At 40.7% G+C, this 17,637-nt stretch carries 18 protein-coding genes; 14 read left to right on the forward strand and 4 right to left on the reverse strand.

Annotated features, from left to right (window positions below; all coding sequences use genetic code 11):
• Nucleotides 1-219: 219 nt before the first annotated feature.
• The 4 genes from BM126_RS02665 (at nt 220) to BM126_RS02680 (ending at nt 4,588) form a co-directional block, all read left to right on the forward strand.
• On the forward strand, nt 220-2,058 hold the full coding sequence (locus BM126_RS02665; protein ID WP_256212957.1) for an SLC13 family permease: 1,839 nt from the start codon (nt 220-222) through the stop codon (nt 2,056-2,058).
• 315 nt (nt 2,059-2,373) lie between these two features.
• Complete coding sequence (locus BM126_RS02670; protein WP_090987899.1) at nt 2,374-3,579, forward strand: EAL-associated domain-containing protein; 1,206 nt, start codon at nt 2,374-2,376, stop codon at nt 3,577-3,579.
• 75 nt (nt 3,580-3,654) lie between these two features.
• Nucleotides 3,655-3,882, forward strand: a complete 228-nt coding sequence (locus tag BM126_RS02675; RefSeq protein WP_071351711.1) for a hypothetical protein — start codon at nt 3,655-3,657, stop codon at nt 3,880-3,882.
• 208 nt (nt 3,883-4,090) lie between these two features.
• On the forward strand, nt 4,091-4,588 hold the full coding sequence (locus tag BM126_RS02680; protein ID WP_090987900.1) for a DUF3993 domain-containing protein: 498 nt from the start codon (nt 4,091-4,093) through the stop codon (nt 4,586-4,588).
• Between the two features lie 188 nt (nt 4,589-4,776).
• Here BM126_RS02680 and BM126_RS02685 read toward each other — a convergent pair whose 3' ends face one another.
• Together BM126_RS02685 and BM126_RS02690 are read right to left on the reverse strand one after the other, a co-directional pair.
• Nucleotides 4,777-5,013, reverse strand: a complete 237-nt coding sequence (locus BM126_RS02685; protein WP_090987902.1) for a glutaredoxin domain-containing protein — start codon at nt 5,011-5,013, stop codon at nt 4,777-4,779.
• Between the two features lie 115 nt (nt 5,014-5,128).
• Nucleotides 5,129-6,115, reverse strand: coding sequence for an MBL fold metallo-hydrolase (locus BM126_RS02690; RefSeq protein WP_256212958.1), 987 nt, complete (start codon nt 6,113-6,115; stop codon nt 5,129-5,131).
• A gap of 182 nt (nt 6,116-6,297) precedes the next feature.
• Here BM126_RS02690 and BM126_RS02695 point away from each other — a divergent pair, with 182 nt between their 5' ends.
• The 4 genes from BM126_RS02695 (at nt 6,298) to BM126_RS02710 (ending at nt 9,329) form a co-directional block, all read left to right on the forward strand.
• Nucleotides 6,298-6,537, forward strand: a complete 240-nt coding sequence (locus BM126_RS02695) for a YkuJ family protein (protein WP_071351707.1) — start codon at nt 6,298-6,300, stop codon at nt 6,535-6,537.
• Nucleotides 6,538-6,901: 364 nt separating this feature from the next.
• Nucleotides 6,902-7,048: a hypothetical protein gene (locus BM126_RS22150; protein ID WP_090987904.1), complete on the forward strand. Its 147-nt coding sequence runs from the start codon at nt 6,902-6,904 to the stop codon at nt 7,046-7,048.
• 120 nt (nt 7,049-7,168) lie between these two features.
• Nucleotides 7,169-7,594: a cyclic-di-AMP-binding protein CbpB gene (cbpB, locus tag BM126_RS02705; RefSeq protein WP_071351706.1), complete on the forward strand. Its 426-nt coding sequence runs from the start codon at nt 7,169-7,171 to the stop codon at nt 7,592-7,594.
• A gap of 301 nt (nt 7,595-7,895) precedes the next feature.
• Entirely contained in the window at nt 7,896-9,329 is a 1,434-nt protein-coding gene (locus BM126_RS02710) for an MDR family MFS transporter (protein ID WP_090988403.1), read from the forward strand.
• Nucleotides 9,330-9,331: 2 nt separating this feature from the next.
• Here the strand turns inward: BM126_RS02710 and BM126_RS02715 are convergent, their stop codons facing one another.
• Nucleotides 9,332-10,063 (reverse strand): sulfite exporter TauE/SafE family protein, encoded by a 732-nt coding sequence (locus tag BM126_RS02715; RefSeq protein WP_090987906.1) that lies wholly within the window; start codon nt 10,061-10,063, stop codon nt 9,332-9,334.
• Nucleotides 10,064-10,179: 116 nt separating this feature from the next.
• Between BM126_RS02715 and BM126_RS02720 the strand changes: the two genes are divergently transcribed.
• From BM126_RS02720 to BM126_RS02730, 3 genes are all read left to right on the forward strand, one after another.
• Complete coding sequence (locus tag BM126_RS02720; protein ID WP_090987908.1) at nt 10,180-11,061, forward strand: LysR family transcriptional regulator; 882 nt, start codon at nt 10,180-10,182, stop codon at nt 11,059-11,061.
• Between the two features lie 133 nt (nt 11,062-11,194).
• Nucleotides 11,195-11,899 (forward strand): 2,3,4,5-tetrahydropyridine-2,6-dicarboxylate N-acetyltransferase, encoded by a 705-nt coding sequence (gene dapD, locus BM126_RS02725; protein WP_090987910.1) that lies wholly within the window; start codon nt 11,195-11,197, stop codon nt 11,897-11,899.
• 70 nt (nt 11,900-11,969) lie between these two features.
• Nucleotides 11,970-13,103, forward strand: coding sequence for an N-acetyldiaminopimelate deacetylase (locus BM126_RS02730; RefSeq protein ID WP_090987912.1), 1,134 nt, complete (start codon nt 11,970-11,972; stop codon nt 13,101-13,103).
• Nucleotides 13,104-13,158: 55 nt separating this feature from the next.
• Here the strand turns inward: BM126_RS02730 and BM126_RS02735 are convergent, their stop codons facing one another.
• Complete coding sequence (locus BM126_RS02735) at nt 13,159-14,001, reverse strand: mechanosensitive ion channel family protein (RefSeq protein ID WP_090987914.1); 843 nt, start codon at nt 13,999-14,001, stop codon at nt 13,159-13,161.
• 363 nt (nt 14,002-14,364) lie between these two features.
• Between BM126_RS02735 and BM126_RS02740 the strand changes: the two genes are divergently transcribed.
• The 3 genes from BM126_RS02740 to BM126_RS02750 all read left to right on the forward strand — a co-directional run bounded on the left by BM126_RS02740 (nt 14,365) and on the right by BM126_RS02750 (nt 17,634).
• Nucleotides 14,365-14,907, forward strand: coding sequence for a peroxiredoxin (locus BM126_RS02740; RefSeq protein ID WP_090987916.1), 543 nt, complete (start codon nt 14,365-14,367; stop codon nt 14,905-14,907).
• Between the two features lie 90 nt (nt 14,908-14,997).
• Nucleotides 14,998-15,453 (forward strand): TlpA disulfide reductase family protein, encoded by a 456-nt coding sequence (locus BM126_RS02745; protein ID WP_090987918.1) that lies wholly within the window; start codon nt 14,998-15,000, stop codon nt 15,451-15,453.
• Nucleotides 15,454-15,888: 435 nt separating this feature from the next.
• Entirely contained in the window at nt 15,889-17,634 is a 1,746-nt protein-coding gene (locus BM126_RS02750; RefSeq protein ID WP_090987920.1) for an ABC transporter ATP-binding protein, read from the forward strand.
• Nucleotides 17,635-17,637 lie beyond the last annotated feature (3 nt).

Below are 17,637 nucleotides of genomic sequence, written 5' to 3' on the forward strand. Positions count from 1 at the left end.
TCTTTTATTCTCCGCCTATCTTTTATATACTGTTTTCCTAATAATAACAAACTATGTGCAGAATAAGCAGAATATAGTATTTTTTTAATATGATTGAAACGAACCAGAAAAATAGATAGAAAAAGGAGTGCAATCTTTACAGGAAGATTTCATTCTTGCTTTATTGATGAACACCTATACGGGGGTAACAGAATGATGACTCTGCCATTGTTTTTAACAATGATTATACTTTTTTTTACATTGGTTTTCCTTATCCATGGAAAATTTAGAGCCGATTTAATTGCCTTAGCCTCCTTGTTGGCGCTGGGTTTAACACGTATATTGACGCCTGATGAAGTTTTATCAGGATTTTCGAATTCTGTGGTAATCATGATAGCCGGCCTTTATATCGTTGGTGCCGGAATTTTTAATACAGGACTGACTGAAGTGATTGGCTCACAGGTAATCAAAATGAGCAAGGGAAGCAGACTCAGACTTCTTATCATTAGTATGATTACCACTGCCATATTAAGCGGATTATTAAGCGGAACAGGAATCGTGGCCATTTTGCTTCCGATTGTCATGAGCATGGCGATAAAGCAGAAAGCCAGTCCGTCGCGTTTTTTGATTCCCATTGCCTATGCAAGCAGCATGGGCGGAGTTCTGACATTGATCGGGACACCTCCAAACTTGATCGTGGATGCAGTACTGAAGAAAAATGGTTTTGACGGTTTTAAATTTTTTGATTTTACTCCGATTGGATTAATTATCCTTGCAGCAGGGCTTATATTTATGCTTGCAGCAGGAAGAAAACTGCTTCCTGACCGGTCTGCACCAGCCGGTAGCGGGATAAAAGGGCTTTCAGCTGGAGAACTTGCCGGTATGTATAAAATTTATGACAGGCTGCATTACCTCCATATCCCGGCACATTCTGACCTGGTTGGAGAAAGACTTTCCGACCTGAAGCTTCCGGAAAAGTATGAAATTACCGTAATTGAAATCAAAAGGGAAAATGAAGAAAAATCCGGTTCCGATGCCTCAGTAAAAGAGGATACTTTGTCGGCAAGTGCAGATGAAATCTTCCATCCTGAAGATATTATTTTAGTTTTTGGTTCAGAACATGATGTATGCCGCCTCGCAAAGGACTATGAACTAGAGTTAAAGCATTTTAATACAGAGCAGATAAAAAGCCATTTTGCAAGCAGTGAATTCGGACTGACAGAAATTTTGATCATGCCGAATTCAGATTATGAAAACCAGACATTGCGTGATATCCATTTTAGGGAAAAATATCAGTGCAGCGTTCTTGCCATTAACCGGAAGGGAGAATATATTCAGGCTGATGCAGGAAATGAACAGCTTAATCCTGGAGATGCACTTCTCATTCATGGTAGATGGGAAAATATAGAAAGAATATCTGCTGATTTACAGGATATCATCGTAATTGGGAGTGCCCCGGAAGAAAGTGACAGGAGCCCTTACTCGGCTGGAAAGGTGTTAATGGCTGCTGTTATTACCGGGCTCATGATTCTCTTTTTGTCCATTGATATTATCTCGCCGACTATTGCCGTTCTTTCAGCCGCATTTCTGATGATTGTAACAGGCTGTGTAAGGTCAATTGAAGAAGCCTATCAGAGAGTGCAATGGGAGTCAGTAATCCTTATTGGAGCATTGATTCCGCTTTCTGGGGCATTGGAAAAGACGGGCGGATTATTAATGATAAGCACCTGGCTGGAAAAATCCCTGGGTGATCTAGGTCCGTACGGCGTTTTGGCAGGTTTTTATTTATTGACGATGCTTTTGGGGCAATTTGTTTCAAATGCTGCTACCGCTATTATAATTGCGCCTATTGCCTTTACATGCGCCATTAATATGCACTACAGCCCCGACCCGATTTTAATGTCTGTTGCAGTAGCTGCGAGCATGGCATTTACAACGCCTGTCGCATCTCCTACCAATGCACTGGTCATGACCGCAGGTGAATACAGGCTTAAGGATTTCGCATTGATTGGCATATTGCTCCAAATATTAATCGGGATTATCATGATTTTCACTATTCCATTATTTTTCCCGTTTTAACCACAGGCTCTTTGTTAATCGGTTTGCTTGGATAGAAAGGTGCCCGGGAAAGTGAACATCCTGAAGCGGAAATCAGCCGCCATGTTCCATCTCGGCAAAGTTAACGAAAAACTGCATAAACATTATAGCTTAAAAAACCATGTTCACATGCTGGACATGGTTTTTTGCCGTAATGTCTGATTGATTCTGCTTGCAGGCAAACCCGCTTTTATGGAAGTTTTAGCAAATCAAATATGTAAATGATTTAGTAACCCATACTGGCTTTCAAGTGATATAATTTTTTCATAATGTACTTAAAAAAAGGGGGAGCACATCATGGATGCAGATGAAATAATAACCCATCCTGAGCGAATACAGCCTTTTTTTCAGCCTGTTTTCAGTGCTGATGAGCATATGGTTTGCGGTTATGAAATTCTTGGCAGCTATCAGAATGGTAATGATTATCAAAGCCTGGATCCGTTTTTTCAAGACAAAAGCATTCCAGAAGAATACAGAAACGAAGTGGCTAACCAATTGCTCGAAAAAGCTCTGGACATAATCGCGGCAGAGAAGGAAGAATTTTTGATTTTCATTAACCGGGATCCTGGACAGCTTATGAGCGACCATGGTGAATCTTTTTTAGAGATTATAAAAAACCGCCTGGCTCCCGCCCAATATTCAAGAGTTGTCCTGCAATTAACTGACAGGGAGCATACAGAGGCGTTTGACTCTTTTTTGCACGTGCTAACTTATTATAAAACCTATGGAATTAAAATATCTCTTAAGCATATTGGTGAAGAAAGGCTGCTTGACAGGTTTGCGCTTATTTCCCCCCATATTCTTGTTGTGAGCCTTGAAGAGCTAAAGAAATCCGGCAGTGATGCCATGCAGATCACGCTTTATTCGTTAGGGATACTTGCAAGGAAAATCGGGGCAAATCTGTTGTTTGAAAGTATAGACAGAGACTATCAGCTCAGATTTGCGCTGAAAAATGGAGGAAGATATTATCAGGGAGGCTACCTTGCCCTGCCCGGTTCTTCATTTATACCTAAAGATTTGTTGAAAGAAAAAATAAAAGAAGAGAGCCAGCGATATATTTCTTTTGAAATGAGGAAGCTTGAGATTGTTTATCAAAGAACGTTGAAAATCAATGAAGATATTCAGCTGCTCCTGTCTAAACATAAAAAATTCATTACATATGAAAGTTTATTAAAGTCTTTGACTGTCAAGCTTGAGTCAATGTGTTTCCGCTTATATATTTGCAATGAAGAAGGATACCAGAAATCAGCTAACTTTTTGAAAAAAGATGGTTCATGGACAGTCCAAGAAGAGTATCTTGAAAAAAACTGGAGCTGGAGGCCGTATTTTTTAGAGAATATTATCAGGATGAGAAATGAAAAAAAAGGAATATTATCTGATTTGTACAGCGATATTGAAACCGGTGAAACGATCAGGACATTTTCTTATCCTCTAGATGGCAGCCATTATTTATTTTTGGACTTATCTTATGACTATTTATATGAAAATGAGGAACTTTTATAAAAAAGCCGTATGTGGAATAAAAGCCATAAAAATGTGCCATTCTAACCAAAAGAAATGAATGGAGAGGAAATGCGCTTGAGCACGTTTATTTGGATTTTATGCATCGCGGCAGCGGGGATTATCGTTTATTCGATTTATTACACGCTTGTAATCGCCAGAACGCAAAAAGCAGTGAACCAATATGATGGATCAGTAGATGAAAAGGTTCAAAGCCACCCTTATTTCCGCAATCCGGTTTTTATTGCCTTTATTGTTTTTTTCCTTCTGATGGGCTTATTAATCATGTATTTTTCTTTTAAATAACCCTGTTAACTGCTTGAGGATACAGAAATTTGAAGACTGCTGCCGGTTAAAGGGATAAACGGATTTTTCAAAAAGAGACTTCTTGGCGGAGTCTCTTTTTTCATTATTTTCCCAGCTTTTATTCGGTTTTCTGCTGCAGAGGAAGGGTATTGAATGAGTAAGAACCAAGTACAATGCATATAGCGAATCTATACGGGGAGTGATTTATGTGAAAAAATACTTTTTACTTTTTACGGCCGCTCTAATCGCAATGGCATTATCCTTCAGCAGTGCCGGGGCAAAGGGCAAGGTACATAATAACAATACCTTTGGAATCGTGCAGGAAGCTTTTAACAAACAAGTTTCCATTAGTGAAAAACCAAGAACTAAAAAAGAAATTCATGATATTCTGCAGGGATATTTTACGGAAGATGTTATTAAAAAATTCATGAAGCAAAATGTAGTAAAGGTAAAAGGGGGATATGCAGCATTAGGTTCGGATAATGCCGAGTATTATATTCCATTCTTTAGCTATGGAACTAAAACAAAGGTGTTTGAAAACCAGAATCACAGCATAAAATATGTGCAGGAAAAGATGCAGGCAGGTGAAGGGCCTGTATCATATACCCCCCATTATGAAACTGTAAAGATGGAGAAAATTTCAGGTAAATGGAAGGTCAGCTCTATTTCCATTAATAACAGAAAGTTGCCGGCTGCAGCCAAATAAACAAGCAATCCCCCGCAAATGATGGGGGGATTGCTTGTTTATTTTCTTGCTGTTTTCGTCACCATTGCTGCTATGAAACAAGGTGGCTGATTTCAGTTTCAGAATCCGCTTTCCGCATCTAAGCAGGAGTCTCGCACAATGCGTTCAAATCAACCTTACTTCATAATGGGGCCGTCTTACAGAACACATTAGGCCAGGGAGAGTGTCTCTTTAATTTTATCAATCTCAAAGCCGATAATTGCCTGGCCGTTTATCACAATGGTCGGTGTAGAATAAGAGCCGTATTTTTTTGTCAGCTCTTTCATGCTGGCAGCATCTTCTTTAATATTTTTTTCTATAAAAGAAATCTGATTTTCCTGTAAAAACATCTTCATAATCTTACAGGGAGGGCAGTCAGGCTGCGTAAACAGGATAATGTCGTTCATGATTACCTCCAAGTTTCATCGTATAAATAGTATATAGCGGTTTTGTGTTTTTTAAAAGAAAACAGTCTGTAATTGTCCAAGTTTGCTGTTTATCTAAGATACAAACTGCCATGGCTTAATCATGAACATATAATACCGACCCTTTTTGGCCGCCATGGATCTTGATAAAGTAATCTGCCATTCCCAGTGCGCTTACTTTTAAGTCCAGTTTAAGAATATCAAACACCCGATGTGAAGCAGGAACTCCCTTTTCCTGAAGATGGGTGCTTATTTGGCGAAACAGCACCGCCGCTGTTTGTGAAGCCTGCTCGTCCATGCTTTTATCAGAGGAGTAAGAGGTTTCTGCTGCAGAAAGGAATATAGGAAGCCAATGTTTTATTTGTGCATACACATGTGTAGGATTATTGGAGTTTCCAAAATGTCCAAAGTAAATTTTATTAATTCCAAGAACTTCATAAAGCTGAAGAGCCTTAAGCATTGCATCGGGATTAAACTGGTTTGGCGACGTGGAAGGAAGGTAAAATTCAATACTCAATTCCAGTAATTCGCTATAAAATATACCTGCTGTGTCTCCAGTGAACATTCCATTGGAAACGGAATCATGTATGCTCAAGTGATGGCTGGCATGCCCTGGTGTGTCATAAAATGTAAATGTGCAGGATTCTGAAAGCTTAAGAGTTTCTTTGTCATCTTTAATTAAGATAGCGTCATGGGGAATCGGCAGTATAGGTTCGAACAATTTACTGAATTCGCCTTTATAAACACTTTTTGCGCTTTCAATCAGTCGTGCAGGATCCTCAAGATGGCGGGCTCCTTTTTTATGAACAATGACTTTGGCTTTTGGACAGTATTTGAGAAAAAGACCGAGCCCTCCTGAATGGTCCAGATGAATATGGGTAATAATTATATAGTCTATGTCTAAAGGAGATATACCGATTTCAGATAAGCCCTCCAATATACGGGGAATTGATGGGCTTGCAGAAGTTTCAACGAGTGCAAGCTTTTTTTCTCGTATTACATAAGTGCCTGTCCTGTTTGGGATGTTTAAATCATATCCATCTATCAAAGTGATTCTATCATCAATCATATTAATATTAGACAAAATCCATCACCTTCTTTGAATTTTTAATGTACAAAATCTCTTCCTTATTTTATGCTGATACTATGGCCATGTAAATAAAACGTTTCGGATAATTCTGAATTTAATTCGTTATGGTTATTGGATAGAAATATATGATATAGTGAAACCTATCGATAAGGTTTTATTCAGAAAGGAGAGGGAGTATGTCTCAGTTACAGGGCATTCTTACCAGATTAAAAAGTTTACAGGAGCAAGCGAAGGAAACAGAATCTGCTCAGCGTTTTTTTGAAATAGATGGAGTGAAAATTTGCCAGGTTACATATTTCAGCAAAACAGAAATGTTTGAATTGGAAGTATTTAATGAAAAAAGCAAGTCATCTAAATATCAATTTGATAATATTGATATGATTACAATCGAAATTTTCGATTTGCTGCAGGCTTAATTAAAAATCTGCCTATCAATACTAAAAAAGCCGTACTTACACCGCAAGCGGGAATAAGTATGGCTTTTTATGTTCCCGCTGAGAGGATATCGGCAAGCCAAAGTACCAAAACTGTAAAAGTCTTTTTCAGCTGCCGCCAGACTGTGCTGCAGCTTTTTTTATAGCAACTGAATCTTCTTGCCGGTTCCAATCCAAATATATGTATGTGATGTGATAGAAAACTGCATCCTATAAATTGAATACAGCGGACGGCCTGTCATTCAGGCGCCGATGGATAGCAATCCGGCCGTTAGTCTCCCTGAAGACTAGCGAACCTTTAATGGGGTATACTGCCCGCAAAAACGGGTAATAGGGAGGGAAGTTTATGAATTCACCTGTTGTCAGATGTCCCAAGTGCAGAAGTGAAAGGGCAATAGAACATGTATTGACCGCTCAGTCCAATCAAAATGTCATTTATCAATGCAGCCAGTGCGGGTTTGAATTGAGGAATATTAAAACAGATAAAGGGTAAAAAAAGCCTGGTAAATGAATAAATAAATCAGGTATTGCCAGAAGAAAGTTTCCCCTGCCTATGGTACACTTATATAGCGTAAAGATAAAAACAAAGACATATAGGTAAGGGGATTTTAAAATGATTGGTACACATGATGGGGATTTATTGGACTCAAGTGTTAAAGACCTTATGATTTCTTCAGAAAGGGTAGCACATGTGCAAGTGGCCAATAATTTGGAGCATGCTCTGCTCGTTTTAACCAGAAGCGGATATACAGCGATTCCCGTATTAGATCCAATGTACAAGCTGCATGGTCTGATCAGCACACCTGTAATTTTGGATGCAATCATGGGACTTCAGAGAATTGAATTTGAAGAACTTGAAAATAAAAAGGTTTCAGAAATTATCAATAGAGACATTCCGAGGCTTCATATAGACGACAAAGTCAGCAAGGGACTGGAATTGTTAATAGATCATCCTTTTGTGTGCGTTGAAAATGATGAGGGTGTATTTGAAGGTATCCTGACACGCAGGGCCATTTTAAAGAGAATACGCATTAAGTGACCCCTGATTGAGGAATGGTTCAGTCTTCTGCCGGCAGGAGTTCTCTTTGATTAGGCGTCATTATCGAGAATAGCCAGCTATTCAGGAAACAGCTCCCGGTTGGGGGCTGGTTTTATTTATTGCCGAGAGCCGCACCTCCTGCAGCGGCCGGCTCCGCTGGATTCACGCATTATTGTTCCAGCCCGCCATTTTTTTAAAAATTATAATTAAGTAAGGAGGGACTCATGCATTGGGGGGTTCATTTTATAAATCCGGAAAAGAAAACAAGCAAACAAGACGCAGTTTTGTTCTTGCGGCTGTTATGCTTGCTATGTTCATGAATGCAATTGAGGGAACCATCGTTTCTACAGCTATGCCGGCCATTGTGAGCGATCTTGGAGGTTTTTCTCTTTATAGCTGGGTGTTTTCATCGTATCTTTTGATGAATGCAGTTACCGTGCTGATTTATGGCAAGCTGTCAGATTTATTTGGAAGAAAGCCGATTCTGATTTTTGGAATCATTGTGTTCTTAATAGGTTCGATATTATGCGGATTTGCTCATACGATGAATCAGCTGATTATATACCGATTCATCCAGGGCTTCGGGGCAGGAGCTGTCGCCCCGGTTGCTTCCACCATCATTGGAGATATTTATGAGAAGAAAGAACGTGCGAAAGTACAGGGGTACCTATCAAGTGTGTGGGGAATATCAGCTGTCATGGGACCAGCACTGGGAGGCCTTCTAGTCCAGACGCTGACGTGGAGGCTCGTATTCTGGATTAACATTCCCCTGGGCATTTTATCCATGATCGGGCTTGTTTTGTTTCTGCATGAAAATGTTAGTAAGAAAAAACCTGAAATTGATTATGGCGGAGCTGCATTGCTGACAGCCGGCATTTCCGCTGTCATGATCATTCTGGTGGAAGGCGGAGTTCATTGGCAGTGGGGTTCCTGGAAGATTATTATTCTTTTGGCATTCGCGATGCTCGCCCTATTTTTATTTGTCAGGCAAGAACGAAACTTTCCTGAACCTATGATGCCGTTTGAAATTTGGAAAGAAAAATCCATCCTGCTGGCAAATCTCGTTTCTCTGACTACAGGTATTATGATTATTGGATTATCCAGCTACCTGCCGGCTTTCGTACAAGGAGTGATGGAAAAGTCCCCGACTGTGGCGGGTTTTACTTTAACCTCCATGTCCATTGGGTGGCCCATTGCTTCGGCTCTTTCCGGAAGACTTTTAGCTAAAATAGGATTTAAATATACTTCCATTATTGGCGGGGTTTCCTTAATTGCAGGCAGTGCAGTCCTTGTACTGATGAAGGCTTCTTTTGGACCACTGGTGGCTGCATCTGGCACATTTCTTATTGGAATTGGAATGGGGCTCACATCCACATCCTTTATTGTCCTCATTCAAAATACAGTTGAATGGGAGCGGCGGGGCATTGCAACTGCTTCTAATCTTTTTATGAGGAACCTCGGCAATACGATCGGTGCAGCACTGTTAGGCGGCATCATGAATGGAACTCTGCAAACATATCTGAATCACCACAGTGATCGCAAGTCCCTGACGATTGATGATGCTAATTCTTTGCTAAACGCCAGAGAACGTCTGCAGATTCCGGACAAACTAAGGCATATCCTGCAGGAGGGGCTGACAATTTCACTTCACCATGTTTATTTGATTGTCTTTATATTCGCTGCTGTCAGCCTTGCCTTGCTGCTGCTTTTGCCAAAGAGCCATAAGATTGATTAATTTTAAAAGAAAAGGCGATAAATCAGCTGCAAGATGAGGGCAATGGTTACGGCGTGCAAGATCTTTTTTAGATGAATTGCAGCAATTTTTCTTGCCGCCCGTACTGCCAGCTGGGCACCTAGGATAGACCCTATCGCATAATAGATAGCGACATCCCATTCGAAATTACCGGCATACAGATAAGACAGAAATGCGGCCCCGCAGCTGATGAAGGTCTGAAAGCGGGTTAATGCCAGGGCCTTCAGGTAGCTTGCACCATTGTTTAAAAATGTGTACATCAGCATCGTCGCCTGTCCAGGGCCAAACATTCCATCATATACACTTATCCCAAAAAGGGCAGGATATGCTTTTTTAGGGATATACCAATCACCGTCTTTTTGTTTCGGTTTTTTAAAAAAACTGATGATAAACGCTATGCTAAGGAGAATAACAGCCATAATATTCATTGTTTTTTCGCTGAAAGAATTTGCAAGCATTCCGCCTGTCAATCCCCCTGCCAAGGCAAAAGGAATCAGGGTGAGTGCATCCTTTAATGTCAGCTCCCTTTGCTTTAGCAAAACATAAAAACTTGAAAAGGAAGAAAACATGTTGGAGAACTTAGCGGATGCTATAACAGAATGTATCGGAATTCCGATCAGCAGCAGCGATGGCATGCCGATTAATCCGCCGCTTCCGGCAAGTGTGCCAATAAAAGTAGCTGTAAATCCGATCAGGATCAATAAAACAATTGTCATTACGCTCGCTTCCTTTCTTTTTTTCTTGTATTATATGCCGTTTAAGCTGATAATTAAATTCTGATAAAATTAATCAAAGACATAAGATTTAGTTATCATTGGAGGTGCGAACGGTTATGTTATTTACAGAATTTCAGCTTCTGTCCGTTTTAGCGCAGGAAATGAATATGAGAAAAGCTGCTGAGCGTTTATTTGTTTCACAGCCCGCGCTTTCTCAAAGACTGCAAAACATTGAAAATGATTGGGGGAAGAAATTGTTTCTCCGCTCTCAAAAGGGGCTGTCCCTTACTCCTGCAGGCGAGGCAGTGATTCGTTTTGCGAATGAAGTAATTGAAAAAGAAGAAAAGGTAAGGGAAGATATACAGTCTATGGATCATGAAGTGTATGGCACGCTGAAAATAGCTTGTGCAACAATCGTGGGTCAAAACTGGCTGCCGCAGGTTTTGAAAAAATTCGTTCAAAAGTACCCTTATGCGAAAATATCACTTATAACCGGCTGGAGCAGCGAAATCCTAAAGTCGTTATATGAAGGGCAGGTCCATATAGGAATCATCAGGGGTGCCCCTGACTGGAAAGGGGTAAAAAAGCACCTTTTCACAGATAAGCTGTATCTGGTCGATACTGAAATGAATGAATTAAGCCAGGTCCTGGAAACAGAACGGCCATTTATTCAATTTAAAAGTGACTCCAATTATTATCAGGAAATTCAAGACTGGTGGCATAGACAATTCCAGACCACTCCCAAAAATACAATTGTCGTGGACCAGATTGAAACCTGTAAACAAATGGTGTTCAATGGAATCGGCTATGCCATCCTGCCTGCCATTACTCTGCATAATAAAGACGAGAATGTATATAAAATTCCGCTCAGCAATGATCAAAATCATTCCATCCAAAGAGATACCTGGCTTTGCGGATATGAATCTGCTTTTGGGCTGAAGCAGGTGCAGGCATTCACTGAAATTGTCAAAGAGCATATACAGATGCAGGAAATATAATTCAATATCATGGGGTGGCAGGTTTCCCCGGGAAATTTTATTTTTCTGCTTTAGGTATGCAATAACTTGTTTTACATACAGTAGTTTGGTAAATTTAAATCTGAAAAATGATACATATAGGAGGACTATAAGCATGAAAATGATGGACGCAAATGAAATTATCTCATTCATACAAAACAGTAAAAAATCAACACCAGTTAAGGTATATGTAAAAGGTGATCTAGAAGGTGTCGATTTCGGTGATTCCAAGACATTCATTACCGGCAGCACCGGAGTGGTGTTCGGTGAATGGGACATTCTAGGCCCAATCCTTGAGGGAAATGATAAAATTGAGGATTTCGTTGTAGAAAATGACCGCAGAAATTCAGCTATCCCATTGCTTAACCTGAAAGGAATCAAGGCGAGAATTGAGCCGGGCGCAATTATCCGCGACCAGGTTGAAATCGGCGATAATGCAGTCATCATGATGGGAGCTTCCATTAATATCGGATCAGTGATCGGGGAAGGAACCATGATTGATATGAACGCCATTCTAGGCGGAAGAGCAACAGTAGGAAAGAACTGCCATATCGGAGCCGGCGCAGTCCTTGCTGGTGTTATTGAGCCTCCTTCCGCAAAGCCAGTTGTTGTTGAAGATGACGTGCTGATTGGAGCAAATGCAGTTGTTCTGGAAGGAGTAACAATCGGCAAAGGAGCTGTAGTCGCTGCAGGAGCCATTGTCACAAAAGATGTGCCTCCATATACAGTTGCAGCTGGTACTCCAGCGAAGGTCATTAAAGAAATTGATGAAAAAACCAAGTCGAAAACAGAAATCATGCAGGAGCTTCGCCAGCTTTAATCAATCTATATACATCCCACAAAAGCGCGGACTGCTTTATCCGCGCTTTTGTGCTTAGGAGGCAGTGAAAATGGAACAAATTAATCCTTTCATCGAGATACGCAGGGAACTTCATCAAATACCGGAATTGGGTTTTAAGGAATTTAAAACACAGCAATTCTTATTAGATTATATAAAAAATCTTCCGCAAGATAATCTTGAAACAGAAACATGGAAAACAGGCATTTTCGTTAGAATTAAAGGTACCAGCCCCCGTAAGACCATCGGATATCGGGCAGATATGGATGGTCTTCCCATAAAAGAAGAAACAGGGCTCCCTTTTGCATCACGGCATGAAGGCAGGATGCACGCTTGCGGCCATGATTTGCACATGAGCATAGCGCTTGGCGTACTGACCCATTTTGCCCATCATCCTGCAACGGACAACCTGCTCTTTATATTCCAGCCAGCAGAAGAAGGGCCTGGCGGTGCTGAGCCTATGCTTAAGACAGAAACTATGCAAAAGTGGCGTCCTGATCAGATCCTTGGGCTTCATATAGCACCCGAATACCCTGCGGGCACTATCGCCGTCAAAGCGGGCCTGCTTTTTGCAAATACTTCAGAGCTGTTTATTGATTTAAAAGGAAAGGGCGGCCATGCGGCATATCCTCATGAAACAAAGGATATGGTAGTGGGTGCCTGCTCATTAGTCGGCCAGCTGCAGACAATTGTGTCGAGAAATATCAACCCGCTTGATTCTGCGGTCATTACAATTGGCAAGATAACAGGTGGCACCGTTCAAAATGCCATTGCTGAAAATGCCCGTCTGGAAGGTACAATACGGACGCTTAATGCCGATTCCATGCTTAAGGTCAAAAGCCGGATTGAGGCACTTGTCAAAGGAATTGAAATTGGTTTTGAATGTGAAGCTTCAATTGATTATGGAAGTATGTATTATCAGGTGTACAATGAGGAAAAGCTGACAAGGGAATTCATGGAGTTTGCCGAAAAACATTCAAGTGCTAAGGTCATTGAATGCACCGAGGCAATGACCGGCGAGGACTTTGGCTATATGGTGAAAGAGATACCCGGATTTATGTTCTGGCTTGGTGCAGGCTCTGCCTATGGCCTGCATCACTCCATGCTAAATCCCGATGAAGAGGCAATCGGCACAGCCATACCATTGCTGATTTCTTATATAAGCTTCAAGGCAAATAGAATGTAAGAATGAATGTAAAAAAAGAAAAGGGCAGCATGCCCTTTTCTTTTTCATTGCATTTTTACGCTTCTGCACTTGATTCCAGTCTTTTTTGTTCTTCAAGCTGTTCTTTTATCGTTTTTCTTAATGCCCGTTCAACATCTGCCTGTTTGCCGTTTATCGTTTTTGCGAGGATGCGGATAACGACATTGGATGAATCAAAGGACTGCACACCAAGAACACTTGGGCCCTCGATGATAATCTGAGACTGTGCTGCAGCAACTCTGCTGCATGCTTCCTGCAGAAGTTTTATGAGAGGTTCTACCTCCTTATCGGCAGGAAAGGAAATATCCACTAACGCACTCATGTTGCCTCTAGAATGATTGCTTAAGCTGGTTATCTGCCGGTTGGGAAGATAATGGAGAGTTCCGTCCATGCCGCGGATGATGGTTGTTTTAAGTCCGAGCTGTTCAACGACTCCTGAAAAAGTGCCAATTGTTACGTAATCCCCTACATCAAGCTGACGTTCCAGTAATAGAAAAAATCCCGTTACAACATCACTGACAAGTCCCTGCGCCCCAAAACCGACAGCAAGCCCGACAACACCGGCCCCTGCCAAGATGGAGGTAGCAGGAATGCCGAGAACCTGAAAAATGGTAACTAGGAGCACAAAGACAAGAATGTAGCCTATGACATTTCCTGAAAGGCTTTCGAGTGTTTTGGAGCGACCTGGAGACACCTTTTCGCGCGTGCGGATTCTTGAAAAACTGGTTTTAATGATTCTTCTTGAAAGTGACCTGACAATCAGATAAATGATATAGATAATGAGGATTTTTAAAAAAATCATGCCGCCTTTTATTAATAAATCGTTCCAGTAACTGATATCCCGGACGCTATTAGGCAGCGTGAATTCATGCAGTTTCATGTAATCTTCCTTTCTGTGTTCGTCAGTTAAAGCACTTCATTATATTCCCCAAGATGTTCATGATAAACTTTCTTTGGACATTCCTATTTTAACTGAAAATGAAAAAAACTTCATCGCTTGACCGTCATTTACTTATTTATATCTTACGCTGAGCTGCTTTTAAAACTTGGTTTAGCAGGAAGGAATCAGAACACAGCATAAAGGAAATGATAATGGAGGCGGGAGTTATTATTAATAATTACTCTTTATCTAAAATCGTTTTAATTGACGGCAAGAATGTGCTTGTCTATAATGAATTTTGTGCAGAAAAAATGAGAATATATTATCGCATTCTCATTTAATTACTTAATTGGAGGGAATATTATGCCAGAACGCATGGTAGGAAAACAGGCTCCGCGATTTGAACTGGAAGCTGTTATGCCTAATAAAGAGTTTGGAAAAGTAAGCCTTGAAGAAAATATGAAAAACGATAAATGGACAGTTTTATTTTTCTATCCAATGGACTTTACTTTCGTATGCCCAACAGAAATTACTGCTATGTCTGATCGCTTTGATGAGTTCGAAGATTTGGATGCTGAAGTAATCGGTGTTTCTACTGACACGATTCATACTCACCTTGCATGGATTAACACTGACCGTACAGAAAACGGACTTGGCGATCTTAAATATGCCTTAGCTGCTGACACTAACCACCAGCTTTCCCGTGAATACGGCGTGCTGATTGAAGAAGAAGGCGTGGCACTTCGCGGCTTGTTCATCATTAACCCTGAAGGCGAGCTACAGTATCAAGTAGTCAACCATAACAATATTGGCCGTGACGTTGACGAAACACTTCGGGTGCTTCAAGCTCTTCAAACTGGCGGATTATGCCCTGCCAACTGGAGACCTGGTCAAAAAACACTTTAATTTAATTGCAGGGCCTAACTTTGCAGTTAGGCCTTTTTAGATAAATATTATCGTGATGTGTTTTTATTTAACAAGTGGAGGTGCATGGTTTTGAAATTGCGCGAATTAATGCCCGAATTAAGCGGAGCAACAGCGTGGGTGAACAATGAGGTAACAAAGGAAGATCTTGTAGGCGATAAACCGACTTTGATCCATTTTTGGTCTGTAAGCTGCCATTTATGCAAAGAAGCGATGCCGCAGGTCAATCAGTTTAGAGACGAATTCAAGGATAAGCTGAATGTAGTGGCTGTTCATATGCCCAGATCAGAGAAAGACTTGGATCTTGAAGAAATTAAAGAGGTTGCCAAAGAGCATGGCATTACACAGCCTATTTATGTGGACAGTGAACTAAAACTGAATGATGCATTTGCAAATCAATATGTTCCTGCTTATTATGTATTTGATAAAGAAGGAAAACTTCGCCATTTTCAAGCAGGCGGAAGCGGAATGAAAATGCTCGAAAAGCGTGTTAACCGCGTATTGGATGAAAATGAAAAAACCGTTTAATTTAAAGATAGACTAAACCCGGTCTTAATGGCCGACATGGGTTTAGTCTTTTTTTTGCTCTTTTTTAAAGGTTTCAGTATTTGAGTTCTGCTAGGCATTTCCATTGTGAAGAGGGTTGACTGGAGTGAAGGTGCCAGGCTTTTGCGAGCGGGGCATATTAGCCCCAGATGCCCATGTCTCCCGTCATCAGCCGTGCGGAAAACAGCCGCCTTGATCTTGGCAGCAAATTATACGAAAACATTCGCTATGCGCCCCAAATCATATTGGACTGTTGGACAATTTAGAGGAAAGTTTACTTTATTCGAATTTTAAAAAAATAAAAAATATTATTAAAAATAGCTGGAAATTTATTTCGAAACTCGATATATTTAGTAATGCGTCTTATTTAGAAAATACATATTTTGATTTTTTTGGAACTAGAAAGGGGAAGTGAATTTGGAGACTTTTAAAAAACTAAAAGATTTTTATTGGCCATACAAAAAATATTTTTTTGTCTCCCTTGCTTTTTTGCTGATCATTACGGGAGTTACCGTTGTTTATCCGGTTTTTCTGCAGCTGACCATTGATAAAGTGGTAAATGAGAAAAAATATTATATGGTTCCATATCTTTCACTGGGGTTTGTAGCCATCATGGTCATCAAAGGCGGAGCCACCTTTGTTAATCAGTATACAGGTGATTTATTCGGGATTCATTCAGTTTATAAGCTGAGGAATTCTCTATATGAAAAACTGCAGTACCTGCCATTTCGCTATTATGATAATGCAAAGACGGGAGATTTGATGTCGAGGCTGACAGCAGATGTTGAGGGCTTCCGGTTCTTCCTTTCCTATGGCTTTTCAGAGCTCATACGCTTTATATTGATGGTTTTGATTTGCTGCGGAGTTATGTTTTACTATTCTGTTCCGCTGACATTTGTGACGCTTAGCACACTTCCATTTTTGGCGGCAGCGGTATATAAATTCGATAAAGCCGTACATCCGGCTTTCAGGAAAATCAGAAAGTCATTTGGAAAATTGAATACCAATGTACAGGAAAATATCAGCGGAATCAATACAGTAAAATCTCTTTCAAGAGAAAGCTTTGAAATCGGGAAATTTAACCGGTCGAACGGGGAATTTAAGCAAAACAGTCTTCTTACCTCCGGAATATGGGCAAAGTATTTTCCTGTAATGGAGCTTTTAGGGAATATCTCGGTAGTTGCATTACTTTCTTACGGAGGTTATCTCGTCATCCATGGCACCTTGACTCCTGGAGAACTTGTTGCCTTCTACAGTCTTGTCTGGTTTATTATTTGGCCGATTGTGAACCTTGGCTTTGTTGTGAATATGTTTTCCCAGTCTAAGGCTTCCGGGGAAAGACTCCTCGTGATACTTGAAGAAACTCAGCATATTGAGGAAAAAGAAGATGCTATCGAAAAGGAGCGGCTCTTAGGCTCCGTAGAATTTCAGAATGTCAGCCTTCAATATACAGTAGATGATGAAGAAGCCCTGCACGATATTAACTTTACTGCAGAACCAGGAAAGGTTATCGGCCTGATCGGTGCCACTGGCAGCGGAAAAACTTCTATCACCCAGCTGATTACACGTTTTTATAAACCGACAGACGGAAGCATCCTGGTTGATGGAAAGGACATTAGGGATTATTCACTTCAAACCCTTAGAAAGAATATCGGATTTGTCATGCAGGAATCTTTCCTTTTTTCTTCAACCATCAAATCTAATATAGCCTATGGTAAACCGGAAGCATCCATGGAAGAAATCATCGATGCCGCAAAAAGGGCACAGGCACATGAATTCATTATGGAACTTCCTGATCAGTATGATACCCTTCTTGGGGAGAGGGGGATGGGGCTGTCCGGCGGCCAGAAACAGAGAATTGCCATCGCCAGAGCCATCTGTATAAATCCAAGCATACTCATACTTGATGATGCAACAAGCGCTGTTGATATGGAAACCGAATACAAAATACAAAATGCTTTCAGTGAAGTCATGAGAGGAAGGACGACATTTATCATTGCACACCGTATTTCTTCCTTAAAGCATGCAGATGAGATACTCGTCCTTGAAAACGGAAAAGTGGCTGAAAGAGGCACACATGATGAATTAATAAAATCCCATGGAGCATATGGGCGAATATATGATATTCAATTCAAAGACAGAGATTTGATACTGCAATCATAATGG

Origin of the sequence: Bacillus sp. OV322 (genome assembly GCF_900112495.1) — a bacterium.
Taxonomy (GTDB): domain Bacteria; phylum Bacillota; class Bacilli; order Bacillales; family DSM-1321; genus Peribacillus.